Here is a 26,780-nt window from a genome sequence, read left to right as displayed (position 1 = left end):
GCGCGGGCTCTGCGGCGGCTGTCCCTGTTTACCGCGAAGCGCACACCTCAGCCAGACGAGCCCGCCACGCGCGGGGCGGCCGAGCTCGCCCCGCGGGGGCGCGCGAGGGCGCGCTCCGTCCAGGCGGCGCGTAGTACGAGGTGCGACACCGCCGTCCAGCGGCGGCCGCCGCGGAGGCGCGCCGCGTCCGTTTGCTTCCTTCGCTGCCGTTCCTTTGGTACGAAGGGCCCATGAAAGCGCTCCCCTCGCTCGTGGGTGTTGCTCTTGCTGGCGCCGCCCTCGTCGCATTCGCGCCCGAGGCGCAGGCGAACATCAAGAATCCGAACGACCATCCCGACTACACGGCCGAGCTCGAGCCGCACGGCAACCTCGCGTTCTGGCGCCGCGACTACGGCTTGCCCCGTTACCGCAGGTACCGGGACTTCGACACCGAGTTCGGCGTCGGCTTCAGGGCGACGATCGAGCTCGGCGATCCGGCGTTCGTCCCGAAGATCAACAACACGGTCGGCATCTCGTTCGGCCTGGATATCACGAACTGCCGGGGCTGCTACGAGGACTTCACGCTGATGAGCCCGGTCACCCTGCAGTGGAATTTCTTCTTCACCGACAAGTGGAGCGCCTTCGCCGATCTCGGTTTGCTCCTCCGGAGCGACGGCTTCTACCGGGACGTGTGGCTCGACTTCGCCACCATGATCGGCGGCCGGTACCACTTCAACGACGATGTCGCGCTGACGATGCGCGTCGGGTACCCGTTCGTCAGCGTCGGCGTCTCGTTCTTCACCGGCTGAGCCGCTCCCGGCGGACTCTGCGGCGCGCCGCGCCGCCCGGGGCGCTGCGCTGGCCGCCCGGCGGCGGCGCGCGGCCAGGATGGGGCGGCGGCGGCGCGCGGCCAGGATGAGCAGGCGGCGGCGCGGCGCGGCCAGGCGGCGGCCTGCGCGCGCCTCCGCGCCGCAGGCGTGCGGGGCGGGCATGACGCACGTGCGGACGCGCCGCACCCTGGTTAGACTAGCCTGAGATGGTCGGCTGGTATTTCGTTGGCGTCCTCGGTCTCGCCCTGCTGATGGTGGTTCACGAGGCGGGGCACTACTTCGCCGCGCGCGCCTACGGCATGCGCGTCCTGAAGTTCTCGATCGGCTTCGGACCCACCTTCTTCAAGGTCGTCCCGAAAGACGGGTACTTCTGGTTCACGACCGCGGCGGACAAGATCCGCGTGCGGCTCTGGCGTCACGACCCGGTGAAGCACGGCCCCACCGTGTTCCAGGTCGCGATGATCCCCTTCCTCGCGTACGTCCAGATCGCCGGGATGAACCCGATGGAGGAGGTCGATCCCGAGGACAAGGGCAGCTACGCGAACGCGAGCCTGGTGGGCCGGATCGCCGCGATCTTCGCCGGTCCGCTCGCGAACTACGTGTTCGCCTCGGTGCTCTTCTTCGCGAGCCTGATGACGGGCGGCAAGCACTACCGCCAGACCGAGATCGGCGTGGTCGCCGGGATGCCGGCGGCGGCGGCCAACCTGAAGGACGGCGATCGCATCGTCGAGATCGACGGGACGCCGGTGCAGGACTGGGAGAAGATGGCGGAGATCATCTCCAGCAGCCCGGGGCGGCCGCTCGACCTCGTCGTCGAGCGCGGCAGCGAGCGGATCCCGGTCACGATCACGCCCGCGAACGACAAGGGCGCGGGCCGGATCGGCGTGACGGCGATCGGCCCGATCCAGCGGGCGCCGGTGACCGCCAAGGAGGCCGCGGTGCTCGCGCTGACGAAGCCGCCGAAGGTCGTGCAGGGCCTGATCGTCGGGCTCGGCCAGGTCATCACGGGCAAGGTCGACGGCGAGCTCGGGGGCCCGAAGCGGATGATCGAGGAGACCGCGCACGCGGCCAAGCGCGGCTGGGCCGACGGGCTCGAGTTCCTCGGCATGCTCTCGGCCTACCTCGGCGCGTTCAACCTGATCCCGTTCCCGGCGCTGGACGGCGGCCGGCTGATGTTCCTGTTCTACGAGGCCACGACGCGGCGCCGGCCCAACGCCCGCATCGAGGCGCACATCCACCTCGTGGGCGTGTTCATGCTGATCGGGCTGATGCTCTACGTCACGGCGAACGACTTCGGCCTCGGCTCGAAGTAACATCCCGCGCGTGACGCCGACGCCGCCCGCGCGGGGTCCGGCGCCGGCCGGGCGCCTCGCTCGCGCGGCGCCCTGGGTCCCGCTCCTGTTCCTGGCCGCGCGGCCTACCGCCGCGCTGGCGGCGCCGCCGGGCTCCGGCTCGTGGTCCGACGACGACGAGGCGGTCTTCGACGTCCCCGCGCCGCCGACGCTCCCCGCGCTCACGCGGCGCGATCCCACCTTCACCTTCGAGTACACGGCGGCCGTGATCGAGCCCGACCAGGGCAGCGCGGGCGGCGGCAAGAGCGCCTTCGCCTGGTACTCGCACGGCGAGCTCGAGATGCCGGTCGTCCCGCGCAAGTGGTTCGTCGGCGTGGTGCACGACTCCGCCGCCGCGAGCGTCCCGGGGGTCGAGCGCTCGATCCAGCTCGGGAGCCCCGAGCTCTACGCGCGCGGCGTCTGGTCGAGCGTGCGCGGGCTCTCGTCCGGCGGGGGCTTCGGCGTCGTGATCCCGACGCCGCGCGAGGTCTCGCCGGCCGAGGAGGAGGTGCTCAGGACGGCGCGGGTGGTGCGGCCGTGGGACGAGACGCGCTTCCGGGATCTGACGATCACGTTCCGCCCGTGGTTCGACATGCGGCACATCACGGGGCCGTTCATCTTCCAGCTCCGGCAGGGCCTCGACTGGTCGCTGGTCGCGCGCGGCCTGTTCTCCCGGGAGCGCCGCACCGACATCCGGGCGCACACCGCCTTCTACTTCGGCTACCGGCTCGCGCGGCCGGTCGGCCTCGGGCTGGAGCTCTGGGAGGTCTACCAGCTGACCGAGGGCCTGCCGGACAGCAGGCGCGCGACGTTCGCGATCTCGCCGAGCATCCGGCTCATCCTGGCGAGCAACGTGCAGCCGGCGCTGAGCGTGCTGCTCCCGATCGCGACGCCGCTGCGGGGCGACGTCGACTCGTACTACGCGGCGCGCCTGAACGTCAGCTTCTCGTTCCTGCCGGGCGCGCTCCGGCCGGCGCCGCCCCGGTGAGCGCGAGCGCCCCCGCGCGGCCGAGCCGGCCGGCGGAGGGGATAAGGCGCGGCGATCTCCTCCGAGCGCGTGCATCCAGGGCGGCGGGTGGGTACCCTGGGCGCGTGGTCACTTCGGCATGGATCTGGCGCGGTCTGGTCCTCGCGGCGCTCGTCGGGCAGGCCGGCTGCTCGACCCAGCTCGTGAGCTTGAACGAGGGCCCTCGCGAGTACGTGGCGACGGACTACGAGTACGTGCTGCGCGCCTGGACGCGCACGGAGCACCTGATCGCGCTCTCCGAGCTCGACAACTTCCTCACGGCCACCGCCACGTTCGAGTCGTGGGACTTCCGCTGGGCCTACGTGGTCCGCTACGCGCAGGACTACCGGCTCACGATCGAGCAGCGCCAGAAGCTCCTCGAGAAGACGCTGGAGGAGACGCACCAGCGCCACCAGTTCTTCGTCGCGATCTTCGGGGGCGAGCGCAAGTACAACGACCTCGCGACGCAGGACAGCGCGTGGATCGTCCGCCTGATCGACGACACCGGCAACGAGACGGCGCCCGAGGAGATCATCGCGATCACGAAGCCGAACGCGCTCGAGCGGACGTACTTCCCGTACAACACGGTGTGGCGGCGCGCGTTCCGGATCCGCTTCCCGCGCGAGACCGCGCAGGGCCGGCCGACGATCTCGCCGAACGCGAAGTGGTTCGGGCTCCGCTTCGCGGGGGCGCAGGGCAACAGCGAGCTCGTGTGGCAGCTCAACGAGGACGAGGAGCCCGCCGAGCCCGTCGACGTGGACCAGGAGGCCGCGCGGCGGCCGCGCCCGGTGCGCACGGTCGCCGACCGATGAGCGGCCGGCCCGCGCCGGGCTGAGCGCGGCGAGCGGCGCGTCGCGCGTCGCGGGCGTCAGGGGTCAGGCGCGCTCACGCGCGCTCAGGCGCGCAGCGAGACGGCCTGCGCGAGGATGGAGAGCAGCTCCGGCGTGCTCTCGAAGAGCTCGCGCAGCACGGGGTGGTCGGCGATGAGCACGAGCGCGCCGCCGGCGGCCGCGCGGGCGATCGACGGCGCCGGCTGGCCCGCGAGCAGCTCGGGGGCGAACAGGAGCTCCCCGGGCCTCGCCCCGCCGGCGACCTCCTGGGATCGCTCGTCGACCAGCTCGAGCGCGCCGGCCCCGACGAGCACCAGCCCGGGTATGGGGTTGCCCGCGTGGATGAGCTGCTCGCCGGGCTCCAGGTTGCGCAGGCGCAGCCGGCCGAGGATCCGGCGGAGCAGCGTCTCCTCGAGCTCGCCGAGCGGCCCCATGGTGGCGCCGGCGAGGGCCTGGAGGCGGTCGGCGACGGCGCGCAGCTCCTCGAGCACCCACGGGCAGGACCGGAGCGCGTCGTCGATGGTCGCCTGGTCCCAGATCGCCACCCGCGCGCCGCCCGCGCCGGCGACGACGCGCAGCGGGATCCCGTCGTCGAGCGTCCCGCGCGACGGCACGAGCGTCCTGATGGCGGCGCGCGCGGCCGGCGTATCGACGATGTTCGCGCACACGGAGGCCTTGCCGTGGAGCACCAGCGCCGCCCCGGAGACGGCGAGCTCCTCGTCGGGCGCGAGGTCGCCCACGTGCGCGGCGCGCGCGAGCTCGTCGTGCATTTCCTCGGGCAGGTCGGCGAACGCCTCGATCTGCTCGAGGTCGCGGCCGGTGATCGCGGCGGCGCGCTCGCCGCTCGCCGCGGCGAGCCCCGGCACGCTCTCCGGGGCGAGGTCGGGCGCCTCGACGGCCCTCGGCTCGGGCGGCGGCTCGGACGACAGATCGAGCGCGCTCGCGAGCAGCGTGAGGTCCTCGCCAGCGTCCGGCGCGGGCAGCGCCGCCGCGGTCGGCTCGGGCGGGCCCGCGGCGATCTCCTCGAGCAGCGCGTCGCGGTCGCCTTGCGCGCCGGCCGCAGCGGCGCGCGACGGCAGCGGCGCGGTGGCGGGCTCCGACGAGGCAGGTTCGTCGGAGGCGGGCTCCACGGAGGCGGGCTCCTCGTCGAGCGCGATGTCCGCATCGTCGAGCACCTCGGCATCGACCACAGGCTCGGCCGTCGGCTGCGTCGACGCTTGCGGGCGCAGCGCCGGGTCCTCCACGGCCTCGGACGCGGGCACGCCCGGCGGCTGCGTCGGCCCAGCGTCGTCCTGGTGGGCCGTCTGCGGCGCGAGCGCCGCGACCTCGCGCAGCGATCGCGACGGCGGCAGGGCTTCGATCTCCGGGTCGGAGAGCTCGACGACGACGGTCCCCGCGGACGTCGGCGCGGGCGTCGGCGCGGGCGTCGGCGACGACGCTTCTGCGGCCGCCGGGAGCTCGATCTTGTCGTCCCTGCTCGCGGGGACGGCGGTGTTCTTCGCCGGGATGCTGGTGGCGGAGGTCCCGAGGTGTCCGGGCGGCTCGTTGCCTGGCTGTGTCGCGGGCCGAGGCCGCGTCGCGGGGGGCACCGGGGGGCGCGCCGAGATCGGCTTGCGCTTGAGCGTGAGATCGAGCGGCGCAGCCGAGGTGATGACCTCGTCCTCATCGCCGACCTGCGGCGAGGAGGGCGGCCGGCGCGCCACCAGGTAGGTGTCGCCGCTCGGCGTCATGGTCGCCTGCGCCGGCCGGGGTGGCCCGGCGGTCTCCGCGTCGTCGGACCAGGGATCGAGGATCGGCTCGCGCGGCTTCCGCCTCGACACGCCGGTCCTCGCTGCCGGGGCGGCCGCGCCTGTGCGGGCCGGGGCGGGCGTCGCGCCCTGATCCTCGACGACGATCGCGCCCCCGTCCTCGTCTTGCGGCTGCTGCTCGCTGGGCGCTGCCGAGGTGGAGGGCGGCGACGGGGGCGTCGACGCCGCAGGCGGCGGCGCAGCGGGCGGCGACGGGAGCGTCGACGCCGCAGGCGGTGGCGCAGCGGGCGGCGATGACGGCGCCGTCGCGACAGGCGGCGGCGCAGCGGGCGGCGATGACGGCGCCGTCGCCGCAGACGGCGGCGCAGCGGGCGGCGATGACGGCGCCGTCGCCGCAGGCGGCGGCGCAGCGGGCGGGAGTGGGAGCGCTGAAGAGATCGCCGGGGTCGGCACGGGCGGCGCAGCGGGCGCCGACGAGGGCAGCGGCGGCGCCGCCGGAGGTGGAGCCTGCGGGGGCGGAGGCGCGGCGGGTGGGGGCGGAGGCGCGGCTGACGCCGACAACGACGGCGCAGGAGGTGCCGGCGGAGGCAGCGGCTGCGGCGGCGCATAGGGCGGCGGCGGTGCGGCGGACGTCAGCGTCGCTGGGGCAGGGGACGCCGGCGGAGGCAGCGGCTGCGGCGGAGGCGCATAATGTGGCGGCGGTGGGGCGGACGCCGGCGTCGGTGGGGCAGGGGCCACCGGCGGAGGCAGCGGCTGCGGCGGAGGCAGCGGCTGCGGCGGAGGCGCGTAATGTGGCGGCGGCGCGGACGCCAGTGGAGCAGGGGCCACCGGCGGAGGCAGCGGCTGTGGCGGCGGCGCGTAATGTGGCGGCGGCGGCGCGTAATGTGGCGGCGGCGGCGCGTAATGTGGCGGCGGCGGCGCGGACGCCGGCATCGGTGGGGCAGGGGCCGCCGGCGGAGGCAGCGGCTGTGGCAGAGATGTGTAGGGCGGCGGCGGGGCGGACGCCGGCGTCGTTGCCGCAGGGGCCACCGGCGGAGGCAGCGGCGGTGCAGCGGAGGCCGGCGGAGGCAGCGGCTGCGGACGCGGAGGCGGCGCCGGCGGAGGCAGCGGCTGCGGCGGCGAAGGCATGATCGCGGCCGGCGGAGACAGCGGCTGCGGGCGCGGAGGCGCAGCGGGCGAGAACGGCGGCGCCGGGGGTTGCGGCCGCGCGGATGCGAAGGACGGCGGGTGGGGCGCCGGCACCGGCCCGAAGGACGGTGGCTGCGATGTGGGGGCCGGCGCCAGCCCGAAGGACGGCTGCTGCGGCGGCGCCGACGCCGGTCCGAAAGGCGGCGGCTGCGGCGGCGCCGACGCGTGTCCGAAAGGCGGCGGCTGCGGCGGCGCCGACGCGTGTCCGAAAGACGGCGGCTGCGGCGGGGCCTGCCCGAAGGACGGAGGCTGCGGTGGCGCCGACGCCGGTCCGAAGGACGGCGGTTGCGGCGGGGCCTGCCCGAAGGAGGGCGACTGCGGCGGCGCCGACGCCGGTCCGAAGGACGGCGGCTGCGGCGGCGCCAGCCCGAAGGACGGAGGCTGCGAAGCCGGTCCGAAGGACGGCGGCTGCGACGCCGGTCCGAAGGACGGCGGCTGCGGCGGCGCCGGCAGTGCGGACGGTCCTGACGGGGGCGGCTCTGCGATGAACCTCGGCAGCGGCGGAGATCGCATCGCCGACGGCGCCAGCGGAGGCAGCAGCGCGCCGAGCGGCGGCTCGCTCAGGGGGCGCGCTCCCAGGGGCTGCGGAGGGCGCGCGGAGTCCGAGCGCCCCCGCTCCGGCAAGGGGGGCAGCACGCCCAGCGGCTCCGGCGGCACCGACGAGGGAGACGGGTGAGGCGGAGCCGACGACCGCGACAGCGGTGGCGGCGAGGACACGTACGGTACGGCCGGCGCTGCTGTCGGTGGGGTCGGCGGCGCGACCGGGGCGAGCGGCGGCGTGTAGTACGCGTACTCCTCCAGCGACAGCAGCGGCTCCGTGACCATGGGAGCGCGGAACGACGGCGGCGCCGGCGGCTGCGACCCATGAAGCCCGCTCGCCGACGGCGTCGGCGCGAACGGAGACGCGGGCGGCGGCTGGCTCCGGTAAGTCACCCCGGTCTGGGCGGCAGGCACCGCCAGCGGCGGCGCGGAGGGCGCGACCGGCGGCGGATAGTACGGCGCCCCTGGCTGCTGGGGCGGCGCGGCCGGCGGAGGATACGAGCGCGGCGCGACGGGCTGCGCGCCCGGCGGGAACGGCGGCGGCGGAGCCGACGGCGCGGGCCGCGCGACCGGGGCGCCCGGAGGCTGCTGCGCTACGGGCGGCGTGAGCGGCGGCGTGAACGGCGGCGGGGACGGCGCAGGCTGCGAGGCGCTGCCCGGCGAGACGCCGGTCGGCGCGGAGGGATACGGCGCGATCCGGGCGACGGCGCCCGGCGCGCCCGCTGCGCCCGGGGGGGGCGGCGGCAGGATGCGCGCCGGCGGCACCGGCGGCACCGGCGGCACCGGCGGCGGCAGGCGCTCCGCGCCCGCGGTCAGCTCCGGCTCCGAGATCGGCTCGAACAGATCGATCTCGATCGAGGGCATCGAGGCGCGCAGCTCCTCGGTGAGCGACCGGCGGCGGCGCCAGGTCTGCTCGTCCGAGGGCGGCCCATCCTCCTCGTCGGCAGGCGGGTCCTCGTCGGCGGTCTCGCTGGCGATCGTCTCCAGCAGGTCAGGATCACTCGGCTGCCCGAGCTCCGAGGCCATCACCTCCTCGAGCGCCGTCGCGCAGAGGCCGATCTCGGAGGCGCGGAACGGCTGCCCGGCTACCCCGGCCGCCTCGGCCGCGCGCCGCAGCCACACGATGGCGTCGCGCCGCTCGCCTCGCGCCCACAGCGCGGTGGCCGTGGAGATCCCCCACACGACATCTTCATCGTCATCAGGGTGCGGTTCGGGGAGGGCGACCACGCGGTTCGCCATGAGCAACACCACCTATCACAGGCCCCACAGCGGCCGTTTGCCCCATCGTACCGGGCGAGCCGACGTCCCGATTCGAGCGTCGCGCGAGCCCACGGCGCGGAAAAGCCGCGCCACCAGGAGCTTAACCGCCCTCGATACGGCTCGTACAAATTACGGCACCGGCGGCAGCCTTTCGGCCCCGCCTCGCCGTCCACCGCCGCTCGGGCCCGCCGCCGACGCGGCCCGGCGCGCCAGGCCTACCCGGCGCGTCAGCGCGGCCCGGCGCGCCGCCGCTCCTTGACCCGCCGCTTCTTAGACCCGCCGCTTCTTCACCCGCGGCGCGCGCACCCGCGGCGCGCGCCCCGCTCGGCTCAGGTGGACCGCCGCCCGTTCACGCGCCGGGGGCCGCAGCCGAGCACCGCCGCCCGCCGGCACATCTCGTCGACGCCGTCGCGCGACGCCTCCTCGCCGGGCATGCGCCTCGCGAGCCAGCCGATGAGCGTGAGCCCCGCCGCGCGGGCGTCTGCGGGCATCGTCCCTTCGTTCAGGAGGCTCGCGATCTGGGCGATCAGACGCGTGCGCGTTTCCTCAGGCGCCATCCTGCGTGCTCCATGAAGCATTCCAGCGGGAAAGTCAAAACAACCGCCATGCTCGAGCGCGGGCCCCGGCGGCGGAGAGGGCGGTGCCATGGCCGCTCCGACATCACATCCCGGCTCGCCTGCTCGCATCGATGGGCACCAACACGCGCCGCACGGCGGCGTCAAGTAAAAAACGACGGGCTCAGATCGGCGCGATCAGGACCTCGCGATCCTTGGCGCCGTTCGCCGGCCCGACGAGCCCGCGCTTCTCCATCGCCTCCACCAGCTTGGCGGCGCGGTTGTAGCCGACGCCGAGCTTGCGCTGCAGCCACGAGGTCGAGCAGCGCCGCGTGTCGGCCACGATCCGCACCGCGGCGTCGTACATGGGATCGGCCTCCGCGTCGGACGTGTCGGGCTCCTCGCCGTCCTCGTCCCGCGGCCGGAGGATCGCCTCGTCGTAGACCGGCTCCCCCTGGAGCCGCAGGAAGTCGGTGATGCGCTGCACCTCCTCCTCGGAGCAGAACGGGCACTGCACGCGGCGCGTCTCGTTCGATCCGTTCATCTTGATCAGCATGTCGCCGCGGCCGAGCAGGTGCTCGGCGCCCTGCTCGTCGAGGATCGTTCGGCTGTCCACCTTCTGCGCGACGCGGAAGGCGACGCGCGTCGGGAAGTTCGCCTTGATCATGCCGGTGATCACGTCGACGCTCGGCCGCTGCGTCGCGAGGATCACGTGCATGCCGGCGGCGCGCGCCTTCTGGGCGAGCCGGGCGACGCTCGCCTCCACGTCCTTGCCCTGCTGCATCATCAGGTCGGCGAACTCGTCGACCACGATCACGATGAAGGGGATCTTCTCCGGCAGCGCCGCGTCCGACCCGTCCTTCGCCGCGTCGACCTCCACCTCGGTCCCGTCCGCGCCGATCGCGGTCACCTTGGCCGGCGGCTTCGGCGGGCGCGCCTCGCCGCGCTGCACGCGCTCGATCCACGCGTTGTACGTCGTGATGTTCTTCGTCCCCGCGTTCGCGAACAGCTGGTAGCGGCGCTCCATCTCGTCGACGGCCCACTTGAGCGCGTTCGCCGCCTGCTTCATGTCCGTCACGACCGGCAGGAGCAGGTGCGGGATGCGATCGAACGGCGCGAGCTCGACGACCTTGGGATCGATCATCAGGAGCCGGAGCTCCTCCGGCGTCTTGCGGAAGAGGAGGCTCACCAGCATCACGTTGAGCCCGACGCTCTTGCCGGCGCCGGTCGCGCCCGCGACGATGACGTGCGGCATCGACGCGAGGTCGGCGAAGTACGGCGTCCCGATGATGTCGCGGCCGAGCACGCACGGCAGCGGCGCCTTCATCTCGAGGAAGCGGCGATCCTCGACGAGCTCGCGCAGGTTGACGGGGACGCGGTGCTCGTTCGGGATCTCGAAGCCGATCCGGTTCTTCCCGGGGATGGGGGCGACGATGCGGACCTTGCGCGAGAGGCCGAGCGCGAGGTCGTCCGCCAGCCCCGCCACCTTCGAGACCTTGGTGCCGGCGGCGGGGGAGACCTCGAACGTCGTCACGGTCGGCCCCGGGTGGATCTCCTCGACCTTGCCGCTGACGCCGTAGTCGGCGAGCGTCTTCTCGAGGAGCTGCGCGGTCCCCTTGAGCTGATCCGCGTCGAGCTCCCGGCGCCCGCCCGCCGCGGCGTCGAGCATGTCCGTCGTCGGCAGCCGGAAGCCCGCCCCGACCGCCGGGACGACGCGCGTCACGCTCGCCTTCTCGCTCATGAGCGCGCGGCTCGTGTCGACGATCGTCGGCCCGGCCGGCTTCTCGGCCCGCGGGCGCTCCGGGGCGCCGGCCGCCGCCTCGCGCGGCGCCGTCCTGGCCTCCGGCTCGCGCGCCTCGCGCAGGGGCTCGCGCGCCTCGCTCACGTCGCGCAGGGGCTCGCGCGTCTCGCGGAGGGGCTCACGCGCCTCGCGGAGGGGCTCACGCGCTTCGCGCGCGGGCGCGCGCTCCTCGCTCACGTCGCGCAGGGGCTCGCGCGGCTCGCGCGCCTCACGCACGACGCGCGCGGGCTCGCGCGCCTCACGCACGGGCAGGATGGGCGACGGCGTCGGCACGTCGCGCGCGGGCTCGCGCGCCTCACGCACGGGCAGGATGGGCGACGGCGTCGGCACATCGAACACCTCCAGCTCCACGAACCTGGTCGCGATCTCCTCGTCCCCCGGGGCGGGATCCTCGAGCTCGGCCGCGCCGTCCTCGTCGAGGTGCGCTTCCTCGTCGAGGCGCGCCTCGCCCTCGTCCAGGGCCGCGAACGCCGCCGGCTCCGCCGGGCGCGCAGCGGCGCGCCGCGTCGCCTTGCGCGGCGCCGGCTCGCGCGCCGAGGCGCTGCGCTGCGCCGGCCTGCGCGGCGCGGCGTCCTGGCGCGCCGGCTCGCGCGGCTCGGCGCCGCGGAGGTCCACCTCGCGCTCGTCGGCGTCCTGCTCCGCCTCGTCGCGCGGCTCCTCGATGCTGTGGATGATCACCTCGCGCGGCTCGGCGCTGTGGATGATCACCTCGCGCGGCTCGGCGCCGTGGATGACCACCTCGCGCGGCTCGGCGCCGTGGATGACCACCTCGTGCGCCTCGGCGTCCTGCTGCGCCGGCTCGCGCGGCTCGGCGCCGTGGATGACCACCTCGTGCGCCTCGGCGCCCTGCTGCGCCGGCTCGCGCGGCTCGCGCGGCTCCCGCACCTGCGCCTTGCGCCCGCGCCGCGGCTTCGCCGGGGCCGCCGGCTCCTCGGCGGCGGCGCTGCCCGGCGCGCTCTTCCACAGGTCGAGCGCCGGCGCCGCGGCGCCCGCCGGCTCGACGGGCGTGGTCCTCGCGGCGGGATCCGAGAGCGGCTCGTCGGCGTCGTCGGCCAGCGCGGCGATGATCGCGTCGGGGCTCGAGTTGCGCGCGATGATCGGCGGCGCCTCCGGCCCCGGCGCCCCCGCGCGCCGCTCCAGATCCCGCGCCGCGGCCCACGCCCCGAAGAGCGCGCGCACCCAGCCCGCGATGCGCAGCAGGGCCGCGATCGCGATCTGCTCCGACCGCTGCGCGAGCTCGATGAACGAGAACGTCGCGCGGCCCATGAGGATGAGCGCGACGATCGTGAGCCCGATGATGTACGAGCCGATGTTCGAGAAGAGCGACCGCAGCACCTCCCCGAACAGCTCGCCCACCGCCCCGCCGAGCGGCATCGCGCCGAACGCGACCGCCAGCGGGAAGGCCACGTGCGCGAGCGCCGCCAGGACGATCACCACCACCACGTCGCCGCTCAGCCGGAACAGGCCGGCGTTCGAGCGCTTCGACCCGAGCAGCGGCATCGCCAGCACCGCGAGCTCGAGCGGGACGAACCACGCGATGACCCCGACCGCCTCGACCGCCGCCCCCGCGAGCGCGGCGCCCACAGGGCCGACCCAGTCCGCGCCCGAGACCTCCGGCCGCAACGGATCCGCACGGAACGAGGCCAGCGCCAGCGCGCTGTACAGGGCCGACACGAGGAGGACCAGCGCCGCCGCATCCCGGGCGTAGCTGTGCCCCCGCGGCCCGGCAGGGCCCGCGCCGGCCGCCGGGACGGTACGCGCAGCGCCGCGGGCCTCGGACCGCAAGGGCTCGCCAAGACCGACAGCGGGCTGGGCACGGCGAGGAGCGAACAAGGGGACGTGCATGCCTACCTGAACCTACTTTGCTCACATATGCGTACTCGCACCCGGGGGCAAGAAGTCTGGGCAGACTGGAACCGGCGGAGCGTGTTGCACCGGGGCGCCGCGCATGAGCTCGCCAGGAGCGGGCGTCGCCGGCGCGCGGGGGCCGCGGCGGCGCGGGCGAGAGGGTGGACGCCGCGGTGAAGTTGTGGCCGCATTTCGCGCGAATCTGCCTGAGTTCACTTGATCTCGGCCGTGAAATTCTTTCAAACAGGGGGCGGCGAGCGGTACCATCGCGGCCCTCCTGGGACGTGCATGGAAACTGTCGAACGAGCAGGGCGGCGCGTTGGCGCTGCGGGCCTACTTTTGCTGTGCCTCGCGACCGTGAGCGCGGGGCTCGCGACGAGCGGGTGCCGCGTCAACGAGAACGACATCCATCGCTGGGAGTCCACGGCGCACGGGCCGGACAAGCTCCGGGCCGTGTTGTTCCACGACAAGTACGACACCGCGCTGCGCGTCGAGGCGGCCACCTCGCTCATCCGCATGAAGCCGCGGCAGGGGCGGCGCGTGGGCATCGGCCTCCTCGTCGAGACGCTCGCGAGCATCGCGCCCGAGTCCCGGCAGCCCATCGTGGCGGCGCTCGTGCCGTCGATCATCGCCGAGCTCAGGAAGCCGCCGCCGGTCGCCGAGCCGGGGAAGCCGGCCCCGCCGGACACCTCGTTCCCGTACAAGGACGCCGCGTACGCGATGCTCACGTCGGATCGGACCGCGATCATCGCCGACGAGGGGCTGAAGGAGGGGCTGAAGGCCGCCCTCATCGACTGGGCGATGGCGGACTTCGAGCACCGGCTCGTCGACCGCTCGCAGGCGTACGGCATGGAGCAGCTGCTCCGGCTCATCGGCCCCACCGCGGTGGCCGGCCTGCCGAAGCTCATGACCCGCGAGGCGGCCCGGCTCGACCAGATGGCGTCGCTCGTCGCCGAGCTCGGCGACGCCGCGACGAAGGAGGCCGCCTCGGCGAACCTGGTCGCGATCGCGAGGTTCGTCTCCTCGGACGACTGGATCAAGCTCAAGAAGCCCGAGCTCGAGGCGGCGAACGCCGCGTCGAAGCTCACGCCCACCGAGAAGCAGTTCGAGGCGCAGCTCGCGCAGTACCAGGAGGAGGAGCTCTTCCGCGTCTTCGGCTCGATGAAGAAGCTCGGCGGCCGCCCGTCCGTGGACTTCCTCCTCGGCTTCGCCGCGAACAAGGACCAGCCCGAGAAGCGCCGCCAGGCCGCCCTCGCCGCGCTCGAGGGCCGGCTCGACCGGAACAACCCGAGCGACATCCAGCGCATCCTCGAGATCGCGACCGCCGACGCGCCCGACGTGGTCCTCGATCAGGCCTTCCGCCGCGTCAGCGAGATGCCGCGCGAGCTCGTCGTCGAGAAGCTCTACGGGCTCTTCAAGACCGACAAGTGGAAGATCCGCCGCACGGCCGCCACGACGATCCTGAAGATGTCGACCGTGAAGCACGTGGACGAGTTCATGAGCAGGCTCCCCGACCCGAAGGGGTTCGCGATGCCCGAGGCGCTCACCTACGGGGCGTATTTCGGCGACCTGAAGGAGGGCTCCCCCCTCGAGGCGCTGAAGAAGCATTTCACCGCGGGCCCGGCGCCGGCGCGGGCCAGCGCGATCGCCTACTACTTCACGTACGGCACGGCCGCCGATCTCCCGGCCGTCAAGCCGCTCGAGGGCGACACCACGCGGGCGCCGGTCTGCGACGCCGACCCGGACTGCAAGTGGGCGTGCGAGGTGGCAAAAGAGGGGTCGAACGAGCGCGAGGTCCGCGACGTGAAGACCATCGGCGAGTTCGTCCAGCTCTGCGTCGTGCCGGCGATGCAGCAGCGGCAGCCGGAGCGCGAGAAGGGCGAAAAGAAGTGACGCGAACGCCGGCGGCGAGGCCGAGCGCGATCAGGTGCTTGCAGGGAAGAGGCCGGGAGGAGGCTTCCCAGCGCAATTCATCCTCCGTTATCGTTGGGTAGAGATGAGCGCGGATCCGAACAAGAAAAGCGCACGGACGTTCCAGTGTCGCGATGTCCTTTGGGAGACGTTCGAGCAGATGGCGCGCGAGCTCGAGTGCTCCATCGACTACCTCATCAACGAGTCGATGAAGCAGTACGCGCGGCAGCGAAGCTACAGTCCGCGCACGCCCTTCCCGCCGCCCGCCAGGGTCGACGGACCTCCCGGCGCCGCGCAGGCGTCCGCGCTCGCGCAGCCCGGCGCGCTCCCTCCCAACGCGACGCCCGCGCCGCCCGGGCTGGTCGCGCCGGGCTCGCCGCCGCCGTTCGGCGGCGCCGTCTCTCCGATGGCCGGCGGCCTGCAGCAGCCCGCGGGCGGGGCGGCCTACGGCGGGGCCGGCGCGCCGGCCTATGGCGCGCCCTCGCCCCCGTACGGCGTGCCGCCCGTGGGGCCGGCGCCGATCCCGACGCCGGTCCCGGCGGTCACGCCGCCGCCGCCGGGGCAGGTCCGCGGCGCGCCGCCGCCGCCGCCGCCGCCCGGCAACACCGCCTCCGGCGGGAAGCGGCCCAGCCTCCCCGTTCCGCCGCCCATCCCGGGCCGCGTCGGCGGCCCGCCGCCGCCGCACAGCGTGACGCGCCTCGGCGGTCCGCCGCCGCTCGGCGCGCCGCCGCCCCTGCCGTCGCAGGTCACGAACCCGGGCGGGCGCCAGAGCATGCCCGGCCCGAGCGCGAGCCGCTCCGGTCCGCCGCCGCCGCCCCCGCCGCCGCCGATCAGCAGCGCGACCGGGTACGCGCCGATGGCGCCGCCGCCGCCCCCGCCGCCGTACGCCCCGCCGCAGGCGTCCGGCAGCATCCCGGGGCCCCCGCCGATGATGCCGAGCGCGGCCCCGCCGGGGCCGGCGCTCGCGGCGTTCTACGCGGGGCAGCGCTTCGTCGTGAACAAGGACCGGTTCATCATCGGGCGCGGCAAGCAGTCGAGCGATCTGACGATCAAGGACCCGAACGTGTCGCGCCAGCACGCGATGGTCGAGTTCCTGAACGGCCAGTACTACATGGTCGACATGGGCTCGACGAACGGCGTCGAGTACAACGGCCAGCGCATCGCCCGGAAGGCCATCGTGGAGGGCGATCTGTTCCGGATCTGCGACCACGAGGTGCGCTTCTCGTACCGCTGACGGCGGCCGCGCCGTGATCTCCGCCGGGAGCTTGGCTCGCGCGCGGGCGTCGACCTAGGATCACGCGCCACGATGGCGATGGCGAAGCGTGGAGGCGCCGCGGCCGGCCCGCGGGGACTGCGCCGCCGCGCGCTGCGGGGCGGCGCGGCGGCGGCCGTGCTCGGCGCGGCGATCTGGGGCGGGGTGGTCTCCGCCTCGCAGCTGCCGCCGTGGGTTCCGGCGGGCGACGCGCCGCTGCCGGCCTGGGTGCGGAGCGCGCGCGTGCTCAAGCGGGACCAGCCGCTGTTCGAGGCGCCGGGCGAGAGCCCTCGGCGCCGCGGCTCCGTCGACCGCAACGTGCAGCTGCCCGTCTTCGCGGCGCGGCGCGCCGACGGGTGCCGCGGGCGCTGGCTCGAGGTGGGCGCCACGGCCTGGGTCTGCGACGACGCCGTGGAGCTCTCCGCGGCGGGCCCGATCAACCCGCTCGTGCGGACGTGGCGCGAGATGCCGGACGGGCTCCCCTACCGGTACTACTTCGTCGGGCCGGACGGGTCGTTCGGTTACCGCCGGGCCGAGGCGGCCGACATCGAGGAGCCGGACGTGCAGCTCGAGCCCGGCTTCGCGGTCGCGATCGTCGAGGAGCGGGTCGAGGGCGGGTCGCGTTACGGCCGCACGAACAGCGGCTTCTGGGTGCCGATGCGCGATCTCGGCCCGGTGCACGCCTTCGCCTTCCGCGGGGCGGAGATCCCCGCGGGCGCGGCGCAGATCGGGACCGCGTGGGTCGTGTCCGAGCGGGCGCCGCTCTTCGCGCGGACGGGGGCGGGCTTCGCGCGCACCGCGGAGAGCAAGGCGCGGTTCGAGCTCGTCCCCTACCTCGAGGAGGCGCAGGGCTCCGCCGGGAAGCTCGCGCGCATCGCGGAGGGCGACGGCGCGGCGTGGATCTCGGCGCGCGATCTCCGGCGGCCGTCGGCGTCGGCGCCGCCGCCCGAGGTCGACGTCGAGGCGGGCGAGCGCTGGATCGACGTCGACCGCGCGACGCAGACGCTGGTGGCCTACGAGGGGCGGCGCCCCGTGTTCGCGGCGCTCGTCTCGACGGGCAAGGGCGCGCCCGGGTCGACGCGCGTCACGCCGGCCGGCACCTACCGCATCTGGGCCAAGCTGCTCACCTCGGACATGGACAACCTCGAGGACGAGGGCGCCGAGCGCGCCTACCGCATGGAGGACGTCCCCTACGTGCAGTACTTCTCCAAGGGGGTCGGGCTGCACGGCGCGTTCTGGCATCGCTCGTTCGGTCAGGTGCGCAGCCACGGCTGCGTGAACCTTTCGCCCCTCGACGCGCAGCGGCTGTTCTGGTGGACATCGCCCCGGCTCCCCGCCGGATGGACGGCCGTCCTCCCCACGGCGCACGAGCCGGGCACCGTGGTGCGGGTGCGATGACGCTGCGGCGCGGGTAGAGCGCCGCGGCGCGGGCGGAGAGCGCACCGCGGCGTGGGGCGCAGGGCGCCGCGGCGTGGGTGCAGGGGGCGGTGAGGCGAGGGCGGCAGTCGGCCGCGGCGTGGGCGGATCTCGCCGCGGCGTGGTGATCGGGGGCAGGACAGCGGCGCCGGGCCCGGCGGGCCTGGCGAGCGCAGCTCAGCCGATCTTGTTCTGGAGGAAGAACGCGATGACCCAGGAGAGGAGCACGAGCGACTCGATGAGCGCCAGGCCGAGGATCATCGGGGTCTGGATGCGGGCGGCGGCGCCCGGGTTCCGCGAGATGCCCTCGAGGGCGGCCGCCGCGGCGCGGCCCTGACCCATGGTGCCGCCGAGGGCAGCGATGCCGATCGCGAATCCGGCAGCGACGGCGAGCCACGAGTTCGAGTCGAACTTGTTCGACGCCGCGCCCTCCTGCGCCAGCGCCATAGCGGGAACCAGTGCCAGCGCGGTGGCGACAACGGCGGACAGCGACAGCTTGCTCTTCAGCGACATCCGAATCTGCTCCTTTCAAGCCACACAGCCCGCGTGGGGGCCGTATGCGTATCTTCTGCCTGGGTCGGGGGCCGCGTCGGCGGTCCCCCTGCGTGGATCTGGGATCGCGTTCGCGGCCCCTTCTGCTCTGCTACGTCGTGGATGCGTCTCCGCAGTCCACCACCGACCTTCGGGGCGACCCATCGACAGCGGGGCCCCTCTAATCCGAATTTCGAGGGTTGGCTAGCCTTCTCTTCATCCTGGGCGCTGTTCCTGCAGGGAGCCGAGCTCAACCCTGCACGGGCGGCCAGGCAGGACCTCAGTGGTGATGGTCCGCCTTCTCCGTCGCGAGCCCGATGTAGATGCAGGTCAGCAGGGTGAACACGAGCGTCTGCACGACGATGACGATGATCGCGAGGAACATCAGCGGCACCGGGACGAACAGCGCGATGAGCCCGAGGAAGATGCTCGCCACGAGGTGGTCGACCCCGATGTTGAGCATGAGCCGGATCGCGAGGGTCACCGGGCGGACGCAGGTGGAGATGAGCTCGATCGGGAAGATGAGCGGCGCCAGGTACCACTTCGGCCCGGCGAGGTGGGCGATGTAGCCGAATCCGTTCTCCTTCAGCCCGTAATAGTTGAAGGCGACGAACACGACGATCGCGCAGCCGAGCGTGATGTTGAGGTTCGAGGTCGGCGGGTTCACGCCGGGGATCAGCGCCGACGCGTTCGAGAAGAAGATGAACGCCGCCGAGGCCCCGACGATCGGGAAGTACTTCTTCGCGCTCTCGGGCCCCATGACGTCCTTGGCCATCGTGTAGAAGTAGCCGAAGAACGCCTCGAAGAACGTGCGCAGCGTGAGCTTGTCCTCGGGGACCACGGACTCGTTCAGGCGCCGGTACTGCCCGCGCACCTCGCTGGCGAGCAGCACGAAGAGCACGATGACCAGGAGGCTCATGAAGATCGGCTCGGTCCCGCGGTAGTCCACCGTGTGGTGGCCAAGGAACGTCTTGCCGATGTTGCGAGCGTTCTCCCGGAGGCCGGGGAGCTGCGCCAGGAGATACGTGAGAAACCCTGTATGCTCAGGCATGGCTTTCGTCGTCTTCGTCGTCGATGCGCTGCGCCGCGCAGCTGTGCCGGCACGGTCGCGGGCGCTGGCGAGCTTAGGGGGGGATTCGCCCTCGGACGAGGGGGCCTCGCCTCTACCACAACTCGTTTACGATGGGCACCCTGGAGCGCGCCGGGTCGACCGCGCGTCGCGCGCCCGTCCCGCGCCGCGGCACCGCGGCCGGCGGGCGGTCAGCCGGACGCGCCCGGCGGGGTGCCGCCCTCGTCCTCCGGCGGCTTCGGCCCGAACAAGGTCCCCAGGGTGATGCCGACGACGAGCGAGGCGTAGCCGACCATCAGGGCGAGGCCCGACACGGTCCCGCTCTTCAGGATCAGCCACACGCCGCCCATGAGGCCGGTGAGCTTCACGATGGCGATGAGCGTCCAGGACGCGGTGCGCCCCCGGCGCGAGAGGAACGCGTCGACGATGCGGGCGAAGACGTAGAGGTTCGCCGTGGCGATGGCGCCGCCGAGGGCCACGCCGAGCGCCGCGCGCGCGCCGTACGCGAGCAGCCCGGCCACGCTCAGGGCCACGGCCGTGCCGGCCACCCACCGGAGCACCGCGCGCAGGGTCGCGTCGAGCCCCTCGGGCCCCTTCTGCCGGCTGCCGGACGACTCCGATCGATCAGCGCTCATCGTGCTCCTCCGCGGGTTGCCGCTCGCCGCCGCCCTGCGGGGCGCGGCCGGTGTCGAGCCGGCGGTCGTCCTCCGGCGCGCGCTCGTCCTGCCGCGGCCTCCGCTCGTCGTAGAGCGGCGCGGGGTTGCCCTGCTCGCGCTCCTCCCGCGCGGCGACCGCCTGCATCTCCTTCCACGACCGGTGGACCGCCTTGCCTGCGGCCCCGAGGCCGAAGAAGAACCAGAGCACGGAGAGGTACGGATCCGTCCCCAGCTTCGCATCGAGCCATCGGCCGATGAACAGGCCGACCAGGATGCTCAGCACCACCTCGAGACCGACGGTCCCGTAGCTCCCGACGGCCTTCCATTCCTGCTTCATCAGGGGATCCAGTCACCCCGCGTTACCTGGGTGCCTCGGGTCGCGATTACAAGCGGTCCTCGACGGGGTCAACCGCCGCGCGCCGACGATTCCGGCGCTCCCGGCGCTCCCTACGGTTCCGCCGCGCCGCGGCGCGCGATCAGCGCCTCCAGCGAGGCCCGCATCGCCAGCATGGCCTTGCCGCGGTGGCTCACGCGGTTCTTCTCGGCCTCGGCGAGCTCAGCCATTGTCCGCCCGTAGGCGCCCACGACGAACAGCGGGTCATAGCCGAAGCCGCCCGTGCCCTTGGCCTGCCTGCTGATCCAGCCCTCGCAGCGCCCCTCCGTGACGATCGGCTCGCCGCCGGATCGCGGGTCGAGCAGCACCATCACGCAGCGGAAGCGCGCCCGCGGCCGGTCGTCCGGCACCTGCTCGAGGGCCGCGAGCAGCGCCGCGTTGTTCTCGGCGTCGGTCGCGCCCTCGCCCGCGAAGCGGGCGGAGTAAACGCCCGGCCGGCCGCCGAGCACGTCCACCTCGAGCCCCGAGTCCTCGGCCAGCGTCACCATCGCCGACCGGAGCACCCCGGCGCGCGCCTTGAGGAGCGCGTTGTCCAGGAACGTCGCGCCGTCCTCGACGACCGGCGGCGCGGTCGGCAGCACCTCCGCGAGCGAGCGCACCTCGATCGGGAGATCCGCGAGCAGCGAGCGCAGCTCCACGAGTTTCCCCCGGTTCGAGGTCGCGGCGAGCAGGCGCAGCGGATCCCCGCTCATGCCGCCCTCCATCGGCCCGGCTGGAAGAGCCCGGCGAGGTCCACGCCGGCGTCGGAGAGCGCCCGCTCCTGCGCGCGCGCGAGCGACGAGACGCCCGCGAGCGCGAGGTCGACCATGCGATCGAGCTCCGCCCGGGGGATCGCCTCGTCCTCGGCGGTCGCCTGGACCTCGACGATCGCGCCGGCCGCGGTCGCCACGACGTTCATGTCGACGCGCGCCGCGCTGTCCTCCGTGTAGACGAGGTCGAGGGCGAGCCCGCCTTCGAGGTGCCCCACGCTGATCGCCGCGACCTGGTCGCGGAGCACCGGCGCCCGGAGCGCCCCGGCCGCGCGCAGCCGGTCGAGCGCCAGCGCGAGCGCCACGAACCCGGCCGTGATCGACGCGGTCCGCGTGCCCCCGTCCGCCTCGAGCACGTCGCAGTCGATCGCGATCGTCTGCTCGCCGAGCTGCTTCAGGTCGACCGCCGCCCGGAGCGCGCGCCCGATGAGCCGCTGGATCTCCTGCGTGCGGCCGCTCGGGGCCTTGCCGCGCCCGTCGCGCGCCTCCCGGCGCGCCGGGCTCGACCGCGGGTGCATCTGGTACTCGGCCGTGAGCCAGCCCGCGCCCTTGCCCACCATCCAGGCGGGCACGGTGGGGTCGACCGACGCCGTGCAGAGCACGACCGTCCTGCCGGCCCGGTAGAGGACGGAGCCCTCTGCGTTGCGGTGGAACCCGGGGATCATCTCCACCGGGCGGTGGGCGTCGAGCGCGCGGCCGTCAGGGCGACTCACGAGCGCCGCCTTAGCACAACTCGGGCGTGGCACGCGCGGCGCCGCGAGGCTGCGCGCCCGCGAGGCCGCGCGCGGCGCCGCCGCTACATGCCGAACCAGGGGCCCGGGTCGATCACCTCGGCGCCGCGCCGCAGCTCGAAGTAGAGCTTCGCGCCGTCCGGCCCGCTCGCGGCCGTGCCCACCCGCGCCCCGCCCGCGAGCTGATCGCCGGCGCGCACGTCCGCGGCGCCGAGGTTCGCGTACACCGAGTAGTGCCGCTCGCCGTGGTCGACGATCACGGTGAGCCCGTAGTCCGCGTAGGTGTCGGCGAACGCCACCCGCCCGGCGGCCACGCTGCGGACCGGCGCGCCCGCGAGCGCGGTGAGCTCGACGCCGGGCCCGCCGGCGCCGCGGCGCGACACCTTGCGCACCTCGGCGCGCCCGGCGATCGGGAAGGGGAGCCGCCCGAGGAGCGAGCGGAAGCCGGCGCGGCGGTCGAGCTCGGCGGGCCCCACGTCCGCGCCGTAGATCGCGAGGTAGTCGGGGCGCACGCTCGTCTCGAACGCGCGCGAGAACGCGGCGCGGCGCTCCTCCTCCTGGGCCAGCGCGATCCGGGCGCGGTTCATCGCCTCGCGGTGCACCTCGAGCGGCGCGCGCTCCGCGCCGAGGCGCGTGAGGCGGTCCGCGAGCTCGGCGCTGCGCCGGGTCAGCTCCGCCTCGCGGGCGAGGTCGCGCTCCAGGGCGAGCCGGGTGCGCTCGACCCGGGCGGCGTGATCCACGAGCGCGTCGAAGCCGCCGCCCACCGGGAGGAAGCCGGCCCGGACGTGGCGGTAGTACGCGCGGCCGCGCGCGAGCATGCGCCGGCGGGTCAGCTCGAGCGCGGGGCCGATGGACTCGATCTCCGCGCGCAGCGCCTTCTCCTCGGCGTCGAGCTTCGCGAGCAGCCGATCGAGATCGTTCTCCGCCAGGGCGGAGCTCGGGCGCGACGCCGGGGCGCGCGCGGCGCGTCCGTCCGGCGAGGCCGGCGCCGGCGGGGGCGTCGGGCCGAGCGCCGGGACCTCCGCGCCGCTCGTGGCGGCGCCGGTGAGCAGCGCCAGCGCGAGCGGCGCGATCCGGGCGCGGCGCCTCACACCGCCACCATCTTGCGCAGCGTGAGCAGCGCGGTCGCGGCGCCGAGCGCGGCGCCGAGGGTGACCATCCCCAGCGCGACCGGCCACGGCAGGAACGAGGGCGAGACGCCGAGCAGGTTGGCGAGCTCGTGATCGAAGCGGCCGCGCACGATCAGGAAGAGGGCGCCCAGCATGAGCAGCGCCGCGGCCGCGCCGGCGGCGCCCTGCGTGGCGCCCTCGACGATGAACGGCCGGCGCACGAAGCCGTCGGTCGCGCCGACCAGCTTCAGCACCTCGACCTCGATCTTCCGCCGGTGCAAGAGGAGGCGCATCGTCGAGCCGATGACGCTGACGACCGCGCAGAGGACGATCGCGGCGAGGCAGGCGCTCGCGGCCACGCCGCCGCCGAGGAGCGACGAGAGCCGCTCCGTCCAGCGCTCGTAGGTCTCCACCGTGTCCACGGCCGGCAGGGCGCGCAGCTTCACGGTCATCGAGGCGAGGGCGTCGTCGGAGATCTCGTCGGTGAAGCCGACCTCGAGCGACGCGGGGAACGCGCTCGGCGGGAGCGCGGCGAGGGCCTTGTCGCCGTCGTCGCGGACCACCTCGCGGCGCGCCTCGGCGCTCGTCACGAGCCGGACCTTCTTCACGCCCGCCGTGCCCTCGAGCGCGCGGGTGAGCTCCGCGGTCTCGGCCTCGGTCGCGTCGTCGCGCAGGTAGATCGTGGCGCGGCCGGCGCGCGACCAGCGATCGCGCACCGTCACGAGGTTCGTGACCACGAGGAGGGCCGAGGCGAGGCACACGAACGCCACGGCGAGCGAGAAGATCGACAGCGCCTGCAGGCGCCAGTCGCTCCTCCCGGCCCGCCAGGTGCGAAGCCACCTCCGCCGATCGTCACGCTCGCTCGTCTGCATCCGCTTCCCTCATCCGTCCCTTGAGGCCGCGCCCGGCGCTACGCCGCGCCGCGCACGCCGCTGTCCATGTCGTCGCCGAGGTCCACGTCGACGCCGCCCTCGTCCTCGAGCGGGCCGTGGCCGAGCCCGTGGGGCACGTCGGTCGCCTTGCCGTCGTCGAGCACCACCACCCGCCGCGGGCGCACGTCGAGCAGCGTCCGATCGTGCGTCGCGAACAGGACCGTCGTGCCGGTCTCGTGGATGTCCTCGAAGAGCCCCAGCAGATCGATCGCGAGCTGCGGGTCGAGGTTGCCCGTGGGCTCGTCCGCGAGGATGAGCGCCGGCTCGCCGACGATCGCCCGCGCGATCGCGACGCGCTGCTGCTCGCCGCCGCTCAGCACCTGCGCCCGGTCGCCGCCGCGCCCGGAGAGGCCGACGCGCTCGAGCGCCTCGCCGACCCGGGTCCGGAGCAGGCGCGACGGCAGGCCGAGCACCTCCAGCGCGATCGCCACGTTGTCGAACACCGTCCAGCTCGGGACCAGCTTGAAATCCTGGAACACGAAGCCGATGTTGCGCCGGAGCGCGGGGATCGACGTGTCCGTCAGGCGCGCGATGTCCCGGCCGAGGAACAGGATCCGGCCGTCGTCGACGCGCTCGGTGCGGTGCACGAGCCGGAGGAGCGTGCTCTTGCCGGAGCCGCTCGGCCCGGTGATGAACACGAACTCCCCGCGCTCTATGGAGAGCGACATGCCGCGGAGCACCGGCTGGTCCGCGCGGTACGACTTATATACGTCCTCGAACACGAGGATCGGCCGGCGCGCGGCGGACGCGTCGTAGCGGTGACCGGGCCGGAGCGCCGGACGAAATGTGCCTTGCGGGGGGGGCGCCGCCATCGGACCCTTCACCTATCAGCCCGCGCGGACACGGAAAACTTTTCGGCCGAGGCCGGGGCGAGCGCCCGCTCCGGATCGCCTTCTTCGGCCTCCCGCTGGCGGCGTTGCTGCTCCACCACGACGGCCACGAGATCGCCTTCGCCGCGATCTCGCGCGCCGACGCGGCGGGGCTCCGGCGGGCCCGCCGCGTCTTCGGCGAGCGCCTCGCGCTGCGGCCCGACGTCCGGAGCGCCGCGCTCAGGTCCCGGGTCGAGGCGCTCGCGCCCGACCTGCTGGTGAGCTGGTTCTGGACGACGCGCCTGCCGATGTCGCTCGTCAAGGCGGCGCGGCTCGGGGGGATCGGCGTGCACCCCTCGCTGCTGCCGCGCCACCGCGGGCCGGACCCGACGTACTGGGCGATCGCGTCGGGCGACGTCGAGAGCGGCGTGACGGCGCACCGCATCGAGGCGGAGTACGACACCGGGGACATCCTGGATCAGGAGCGGCTGCCCATCGATCCGGGGTGGACCGCCTGGCAGCTCGCCCGCGCCCTGGACCGCCCGAGCCTGCGTGTCCTCCGGCGCACGGTCGCGCGTTTCGCGCGCGGCGAGGAGGTGGCGGGCACCGCCCAGGATCCGGCGCTCGCGACGAGCGCGCCCGCGCCGGACGACGAGGCGTGCGCCATCTGCTGGTCGTGGCCGACGGAGCGTGTCCTCCGGCACATCCGCGCCCTCGCGCCGGCGCCGGGGGCGTGGACCGAGATCGAGGGCGCCTGCGTCATCGTGCTGCGGGCGACGCCGGCGGCGAGCTTCCCTTCGGCGCTCGCGCCGGGCGAGGCGGTGGCGGAGGGCGGGGTGGCCCTCGTGCGGACCGGCGACGCCGCGATCGTGCTGCTGGAGGGCGAGATCGAGGGCGAGCCGGCGTCGGCGGGCGCGCTCGCGGCCCTGGTGGCGTCGGGCGCGCGCGCCGCCGGCGCGTGACCGAGGCGTCGGGGCGCGCTCGGCGTCCCGGGTGGCGCCGCCGGCGCGGCCGCCTGGCCGGCTTGTGGGCCATCGAATCCTGCACCTCTGCGCGCGCGACCGCGTAGGATGCGCCCCTCGGAGGATTCATGTCGGAACCCGCGCAGCTTGCGAAAAGCGCCCGCGAACTGCTCGCGGCGGCGCTCAACGCGCTCCAGTCGAACGGGGTTGTGTCGCCTGAGATCGAGGCGCTCGCCGAGCCGATAGCGCAGGCGATGGGCATCATGCACCGCATCGAGCGCGCCGGGGGGCAGACCCTCGACGGCAGCGACATCGCGCTGGGCCACGTGCGCGACGTCCTGAACCGCCTGCAGAGGATCACCGTGCCCGACCCGGTGGTCGACGTGCTGATGGAGCACGTCGCCAGCTCGCTGAGCAAAGTGCACGCGCTTACCAGGATGCAGGCCTCCGTCGCCACCGCGCCCGTGGCGGTGGCGGTGGCGGCGCCTGTTGCGGCGCCCGCTCCGGTCGCGGTTGCGGCGCCCGCGCCTGTCGCGGTTGCGGCGCCCGCGCCTGTCGCGGTTGCGGCGCCCGCGCCTGTCGCCGTAGCGGCGCCCGCGCCTGTTGCGGCGCCCGCGCCTGTCGCCGTAGCGGCGCCCGCTCGGGTCGCTGTTGCGGCGCCCGCTCTGATGGCCGCGCCCGCTCCGATGGCCGCGCCCGCTCCGGTGGCCGCGCCCGCTCCGGTCGCCGTGGCCGCGCCCGCTCCGGTCGCCGTGGCCGCGCCCATCGCGTCGGCGACCCCCGCGGCCTTCCAGCAGACGCAACGCTCGCCGCAGCACCCAGCCGCGCCCGCTCCGGCGGCGGCGGCCCCTCCGCCCTTCCCGCAGGTGCAGCACGCGCCCCAGCACCCGCCGGCTGCACCGGCACCTGCGCCGGCGCAGCCCGTGCACCCCGCCGCGCCGTTCCCGGTCGCGGAGGCGCCCGCGGCGGCCCACCACGCCGCGCCGCAGGCCGGCGAGAACCGCGCGCCCGCCACGGTCATCGACGTCGAGCTCGGCGCTTTGACTCCATCGAATTTCTACAAAGGGCTCGCTGGCAACGACGTCATCGACAACGGGGGCATCTTCGTCGCGACCTACAAGATCCCGCCGATCGGCTCCGCCGTGACCCTGCGCGTCCGTTTGCCGGGCAACTACGAGTTCACCGCGTCGGCGACGGTCCGGTGGACGCGCGAGGCCGGCGGCTCCAGAGACTCGGCGGAGCCCGGCTTCGGCGCCCGCATCACGCAGATCTCGGCGGCGGGCCGCCAGCTCGTCTCCCGGTTCACGCGCAACCGGGAGCCGCTCTTTTACGACGACCTCTGAC

23 protein-coding genes are annotated in these 26,780 nt (G+C 74.6%); 11 read left to right on the top strand and 12 right to left on the bottom strand.

Annotated features, from left to right (window positions below; all coding sequences use genetic code 11):
* Window positions 1-230 precede the first annotated feature (230 nt).
* The 4 genes from WMF43_RS44305 to WMF43_RS44290 all read left to right on the top strand — a co-directional run bounded on the left by WMF43_RS44305 (window position 231) and on the right by WMF43_RS44290 (window position 3,958).
* A complete protein-coding gene (locus WMF43_RS44305; RefSeq protein ID WP_437674380.1) occupies window positions 231-788 on the top strand; it encodes a hypothetical protein in 558 nt (185 codons plus the stop codon).
* A 227-nt stretch (window positions 789-1,015) separates the two neighbouring features.
* Window positions 1,016-2,122: a M50 family metallopeptidase gene (locus WMF43_RS44300; RefSeq protein WP_437674378.1), complete on the top strand. Its 1,107-nt coding sequence runs from the start codon at window positions 1,016-1,018 to the stop codon at window positions 2,120-2,122.
* Window positions 2,123-2,132: 10 nt separating this feature from the next.
* Entirely contained in the window at window positions 2,133-3,128 is a 996-nt protein-coding gene (locus WMF43_RS44295) for a hypothetical protein (RefSeq protein ID WP_437674376.1), read from the top strand.
* A 104-nt stretch (window positions 3,129-3,232) separates the two neighbouring features.
* Window positions 3,233-3,958, top strand: a complete 726-nt coding sequence (locus WMF43_RS44290) for a hypothetical protein (protein WP_437674375.1) — start codon at window positions 3,233-3,235, stop codon at window positions 3,956-3,958.
* 83 nt (window positions 3,959-4,041) lie between these two features.
* Here the strand turns inward: WMF43_RS44290 and WMF43_RS44285 are convergent, their stop codons facing one another.
* Window positions 4,042-5,796 (bottom strand): hypothetical protein, encoded by a 1,755-nt coding sequence (locus WMF43_RS44285; protein WP_437674373.1) that lies wholly within the window; start codon window positions 5,794-5,796, stop codon window positions 4,042-4,044.
* A 124-nt stretch (window positions 5,797-5,920) separates the two neighbouring features.
* On the opposite strand from WMF43_RS44285, the gene WMF43_RS44280 reads away from it, so the two are divergent.
* Together WMF43_RS44280 and WMF43_RS44275 are read left to right on the top strand one after the other, a co-directional pair.
* Window positions 5,921-6,334, top strand: a complete 414-nt coding sequence (locus tag WMF43_RS44280) for a hypothetical protein (RefSeq protein WP_437674371.1) — start codon at window positions 5,921-5,923, stop codon at window positions 6,332-6,334.
* Window positions 6,335-6,850: 516 nt separating this feature from the next.
* A complete protein-coding gene (locus WMF43_RS44275; RefSeq protein WP_437674370.1) occupies window positions 6,851-7,588 on the top strand; it encodes a hypothetical protein in 738 nt (245 codons plus the stop codon).
* A 1,453-nt stretch (window positions 7,589-9,041) separates the two neighbouring features.
* Here WMF43_RS44275 and WMF43_RS44270 read toward each other — a convergent pair.
* Together WMF43_RS44270 and WMF43_RS44265 are read right to left on the bottom strand one after the other, a co-directional pair.
* Window positions 9,042-9,269 (bottom strand): hypothetical protein, encoded by a 228-nt coding sequence (locus WMF43_RS44270; protein ID WP_437674368.1) that lies wholly within the window; start codon window positions 9,267-9,269, stop codon window positions 9,042-9,044.
* 181 nt (window positions 9,270-9,450) lie between these two features.
* Window positions 9,451-12,852: a DNA translocase FtsK 4TM domain-containing protein gene (locus tag WMF43_RS44265; RefSeq protein WP_437674366.1), complete on the bottom strand. Its 3,402-nt coding sequence runs from the start codon at window positions 12,850-12,852 to the stop codon at window positions 9,451-9,453.
* Window positions 12,853-13,272: 420 nt separating this feature from the next.
* On the opposite strand from WMF43_RS44265, the gene WMF43_RS44260 reads away from it, so the two are divergent.
* The 3 genes from WMF43_RS44260 (at window position 13,273) to WMF43_RS44250 (ending at window position 17,476) form a co-directional block, all read left to right on the top strand.
* Entirely contained in the window at window positions 13,273-14,808 is a 1,536-nt protein-coding gene (locus tag WMF43_RS44260) for a hypothetical protein (protein ID WP_437674364.1), read from the top strand.
* A 178-nt stretch (window positions 14,809-14,986) separates the two neighbouring features.
* Entirely contained in the window at window positions 14,987-16,060 is a 1,074-nt protein-coding gene (locus tag WMF43_RS44255; protein WP_437674362.1) for an FHA domain-containing protein, read from the top strand.
* A gap of 72 nt (window positions 16,061-16,132) precedes the next feature.
* Window positions 16,133-17,476: a L,D-transpeptidase gene (locus WMF43_RS44250; RefSeq protein ID WP_437674360.1), complete on the top strand. Its 1,344-nt coding sequence runs from the start codon at window positions 16,133-16,135 to the stop codon at window positions 17,474-17,476.
* A gap of 195 nt (window positions 17,477-17,671) precedes the next feature.
* On the opposite strand, the gene WMF43_RS44245 is transcribed toward WMF43_RS44250, so the two are convergent.
* The 9 genes from WMF43_RS44245 to WMF43_RS44205 form a co-directional block, all read right to left on the bottom strand.
* Window positions 17,672-18,007, bottom strand: coding sequence for an ATP synthase F0 subunit C (locus tag WMF43_RS44245; protein WP_104985843.1), 336 nt, complete (start codon window positions 18,005-18,007; stop codon window positions 17,672-17,674).
* A gap of 298 nt (window positions 18,008-18,305) precedes the next feature.
* Entirely contained in the window at window positions 18,306-19,076 is a 771-nt protein-coding gene (atpB, locus tag WMF43_RS44240) for a F0F1 ATP synthase subunit A (protein WP_437674358.1), read from the bottom strand.
* A 209-nt stretch (window positions 19,077-19,285) separates the two neighbouring features.
* Window positions 19,286-19,729 carry an ATP synthase subunit I gene (locus WMF43_RS44235; RefSeq protein ID WP_437674356.1) on the bottom strand — a complete coding sequence of 148 codons (444 nt, stop codon included), beginning with the start codon at window positions 19,727-19,729 and terminating at the stop codon, window positions 19,286-19,288.
* Window positions 19,719-20,087: an AtpZ/AtpI family protein gene (locus WMF43_RS44230; RefSeq protein ID WP_437674354.1), complete on the bottom strand. Its 369-nt coding sequence runs from the start codon at window positions 20,085-20,087 to the stop codon at window positions 19,719-19,721. Before WMF43_RS44230 ends, WMF43_RS44235 begins: the two co-directional genes overlap by 11 nt.
* 110 nt (window positions 20,088-20,197) lie before the next feature.
* Window positions 20,198-20,836: an RdgB/HAM1 family non-canonical purine NTP pyrophosphatase gene (gene rdgB, locus WMF43_RS44225; protein ID WP_437674352.1), complete on the bottom strand. Its 639-nt coding sequence runs from the start codon at window positions 20,834-20,836 to the stop codon at window positions 20,198-20,200.
* Window positions 20,833-21,606, bottom strand: a complete 774-nt coding sequence (rph, locus tag WMF43_RS44220) for a ribonuclease PH (protein WP_437674350.1) — start codon at window positions 21,604-21,606, stop codon at window positions 20,833-20,835. The genes rdgB and rph overlap by 4 nt, the downstream gene beginning before the upstream one ends.
* 83 nt (window positions 21,607-21,689) lie before the next feature.
* Complete coding sequence (locus WMF43_RS44215; RefSeq protein WP_437674348.1) at window positions 21,690-22,715, bottom strand: murein hydrolase activator EnvC family protein; 1,026 nt, start codon at window positions 22,713-22,715, stop codon at window positions 21,690-21,692.
* On the bottom strand, window positions 22,712-23,605 hold the full coding sequence (locus WMF43_RS44210) for a cell division protein FtsX (RefSeq protein ID WP_437674346.1): 894 nt from the start codon (window positions 23,603-23,605) through the stop codon (window positions 22,712-22,714). The genes WMF43_RS44215 and WMF43_RS44210 overlap by 4 nt, the downstream gene beginning before the upstream one ends.
* A 38-nt stretch (window positions 23,606-23,643) precedes the next feature.
* The gene (locus tag WMF43_RS44205) at window positions 23,644-24,477 is read right to left on the bottom strand and encodes a cell division ATP-binding protein FtsE (RefSeq protein WP_437674344.1); all 834 of its coding nucleotides are present in this window, start codon (window positions 24,475-24,477) and stop codon (window positions 23,644-23,646) included.
* A gap of 104 nt (window positions 24,478-24,581) precedes the next feature.
* On the opposite strand from WMF43_RS44205, the gene WMF43_RS44200 reads away from it, so the two are divergent.
* Entirely contained in the window at window positions 24,582-25,436 is an 855-nt protein-coding gene (locus WMF43_RS44200; RefSeq protein ID WP_437674342.1) for a methionyl-tRNA formyltransferase, read from the top strand.
* A gap of 128 nt (window positions 25,437-25,564) precedes the next feature.
* On the top strand, window positions 25,565-26,779 hold the full coding sequence (locus WMF43_RS44195; RefSeq protein ID WP_437674340.1) for a hypothetical protein: 1,215 nt from the start codon (window positions 25,565-25,567) through the stop codon (window positions 26,777-26,779).
* The last annotated feature ends 1 nt before the right edge of the window (window position 26,780 follow it).

It is taken from the genome of Sorangium sp. So ce131 (genome assembly GCF_051519095.1).
Classification (GTDB): Bacteria; Myxococcota_A; Polyangia; order Polyangiales; family Polyangiaceae; genus Sorangium.
Note: the sequence above shows the minus strand (reverse complement) of the source record. Positions and strands in the feature narration are given on the sequence as shown.

Bases quoted from the DNA above. Each gene is read 5' to 3' on its own strand.
- WMF43_RS44305 (WP_437674380.1), top strand. From the start codon at position 231: ATGAAAGCGCTCCCCTCGCTCGTGGGTGTTGCTCTTGCTGGCGCCGCC.
- WMF43_RS44300 (WP_437674378.1), top strand. From the start codon at position 1,016: ATGGTCGGCTGGTATTTCGTTGGCGTCCTCGGTCTCGCCCTGCTGATG.
- WMF43_RS44275 (WP_437674370.1), top strand. From the start codon at position 6,851: ATGATCGCGGCCGGCGGAGACAGCGGCTGCGGGCGCGGAGGCGCAGCG.
- WMF43_RS44270 (WP_437674368.1), bottom strand. From the start codon at position 9,269: ATGGCGCCTGAGGAAACGCGCACGCGTCTGATCGCCCAGATCGCGAGC.
- WMF43_RS44255 (WP_437674362.1), top strand. From the start codon at position 14,987: ATGGCGCGCGAGCTCGAGTGCTCCATCGACTACCTCATCAACGAGTCG.
- WMF43_RS44250 (WP_437674360.1), top strand. From the start codon at position 16,133: ATGGCGATGGCGAAGCGTGGAGGCGCCGCGGCCGGCCCGCGGGGACTG.
- WMF43_RS44245 (WP_104985843.1), bottom strand. From the start codon at position 18,007: ATGTCGCTGAAGAGCAAGCTGTCGCTGTCCGCCGTTGTCGCCACCGCG.
- atpB (WP_437674358.1), bottom strand. From the start codon at position 19,076: ATGCCTGAGCATACAGGGTTTCTCACGTATCTCCTGGCGCAGCTCCCC.
- WMF43_RS44235 (WP_437674356.1), bottom strand. From the start codon at position 19,729: ATGAGCGCTGATCGATCGGAGTCGTCCGGCAGCCGGCAGAAGGGGCCC.
- WMF43_RS44230 (WP_437674354.1), bottom strand. From the start codon at position 20,087: ATGAAGCAGGAATGGAAGGCCGTCGGGAGCTACGGGACCGTCGGTCTC.
- rdgB (WP_437674352.1), bottom strand. From the start codon at position 20,836: ATGAGCGGGGATCCGCTGCGCCTGCTCGCCGCGACCTCGAACCGGGGG.
- WMF43_RS44210 (WP_437674346.1), bottom strand. From the start codon at position 23,605: ATGCAGACGAGCGAGCGTGACGATCGGCGGAGGTGGCTTCGCACCTGG.
- WMF43_RS44205 (WP_437674344.1), bottom strand. From the start codon at position 24,477: ATGGCGGCGCCCCCCCCGCAAGGCACATTTCGTCCGGCGCTCCGGCCC.
- WMF43_RS44195 (WP_437674340.1), top strand. From the start codon at position 25,565: ATGTCGGAACCCGCGCAGCTTGCGAAAAGCGCCCGCGAACTGCTCGCG.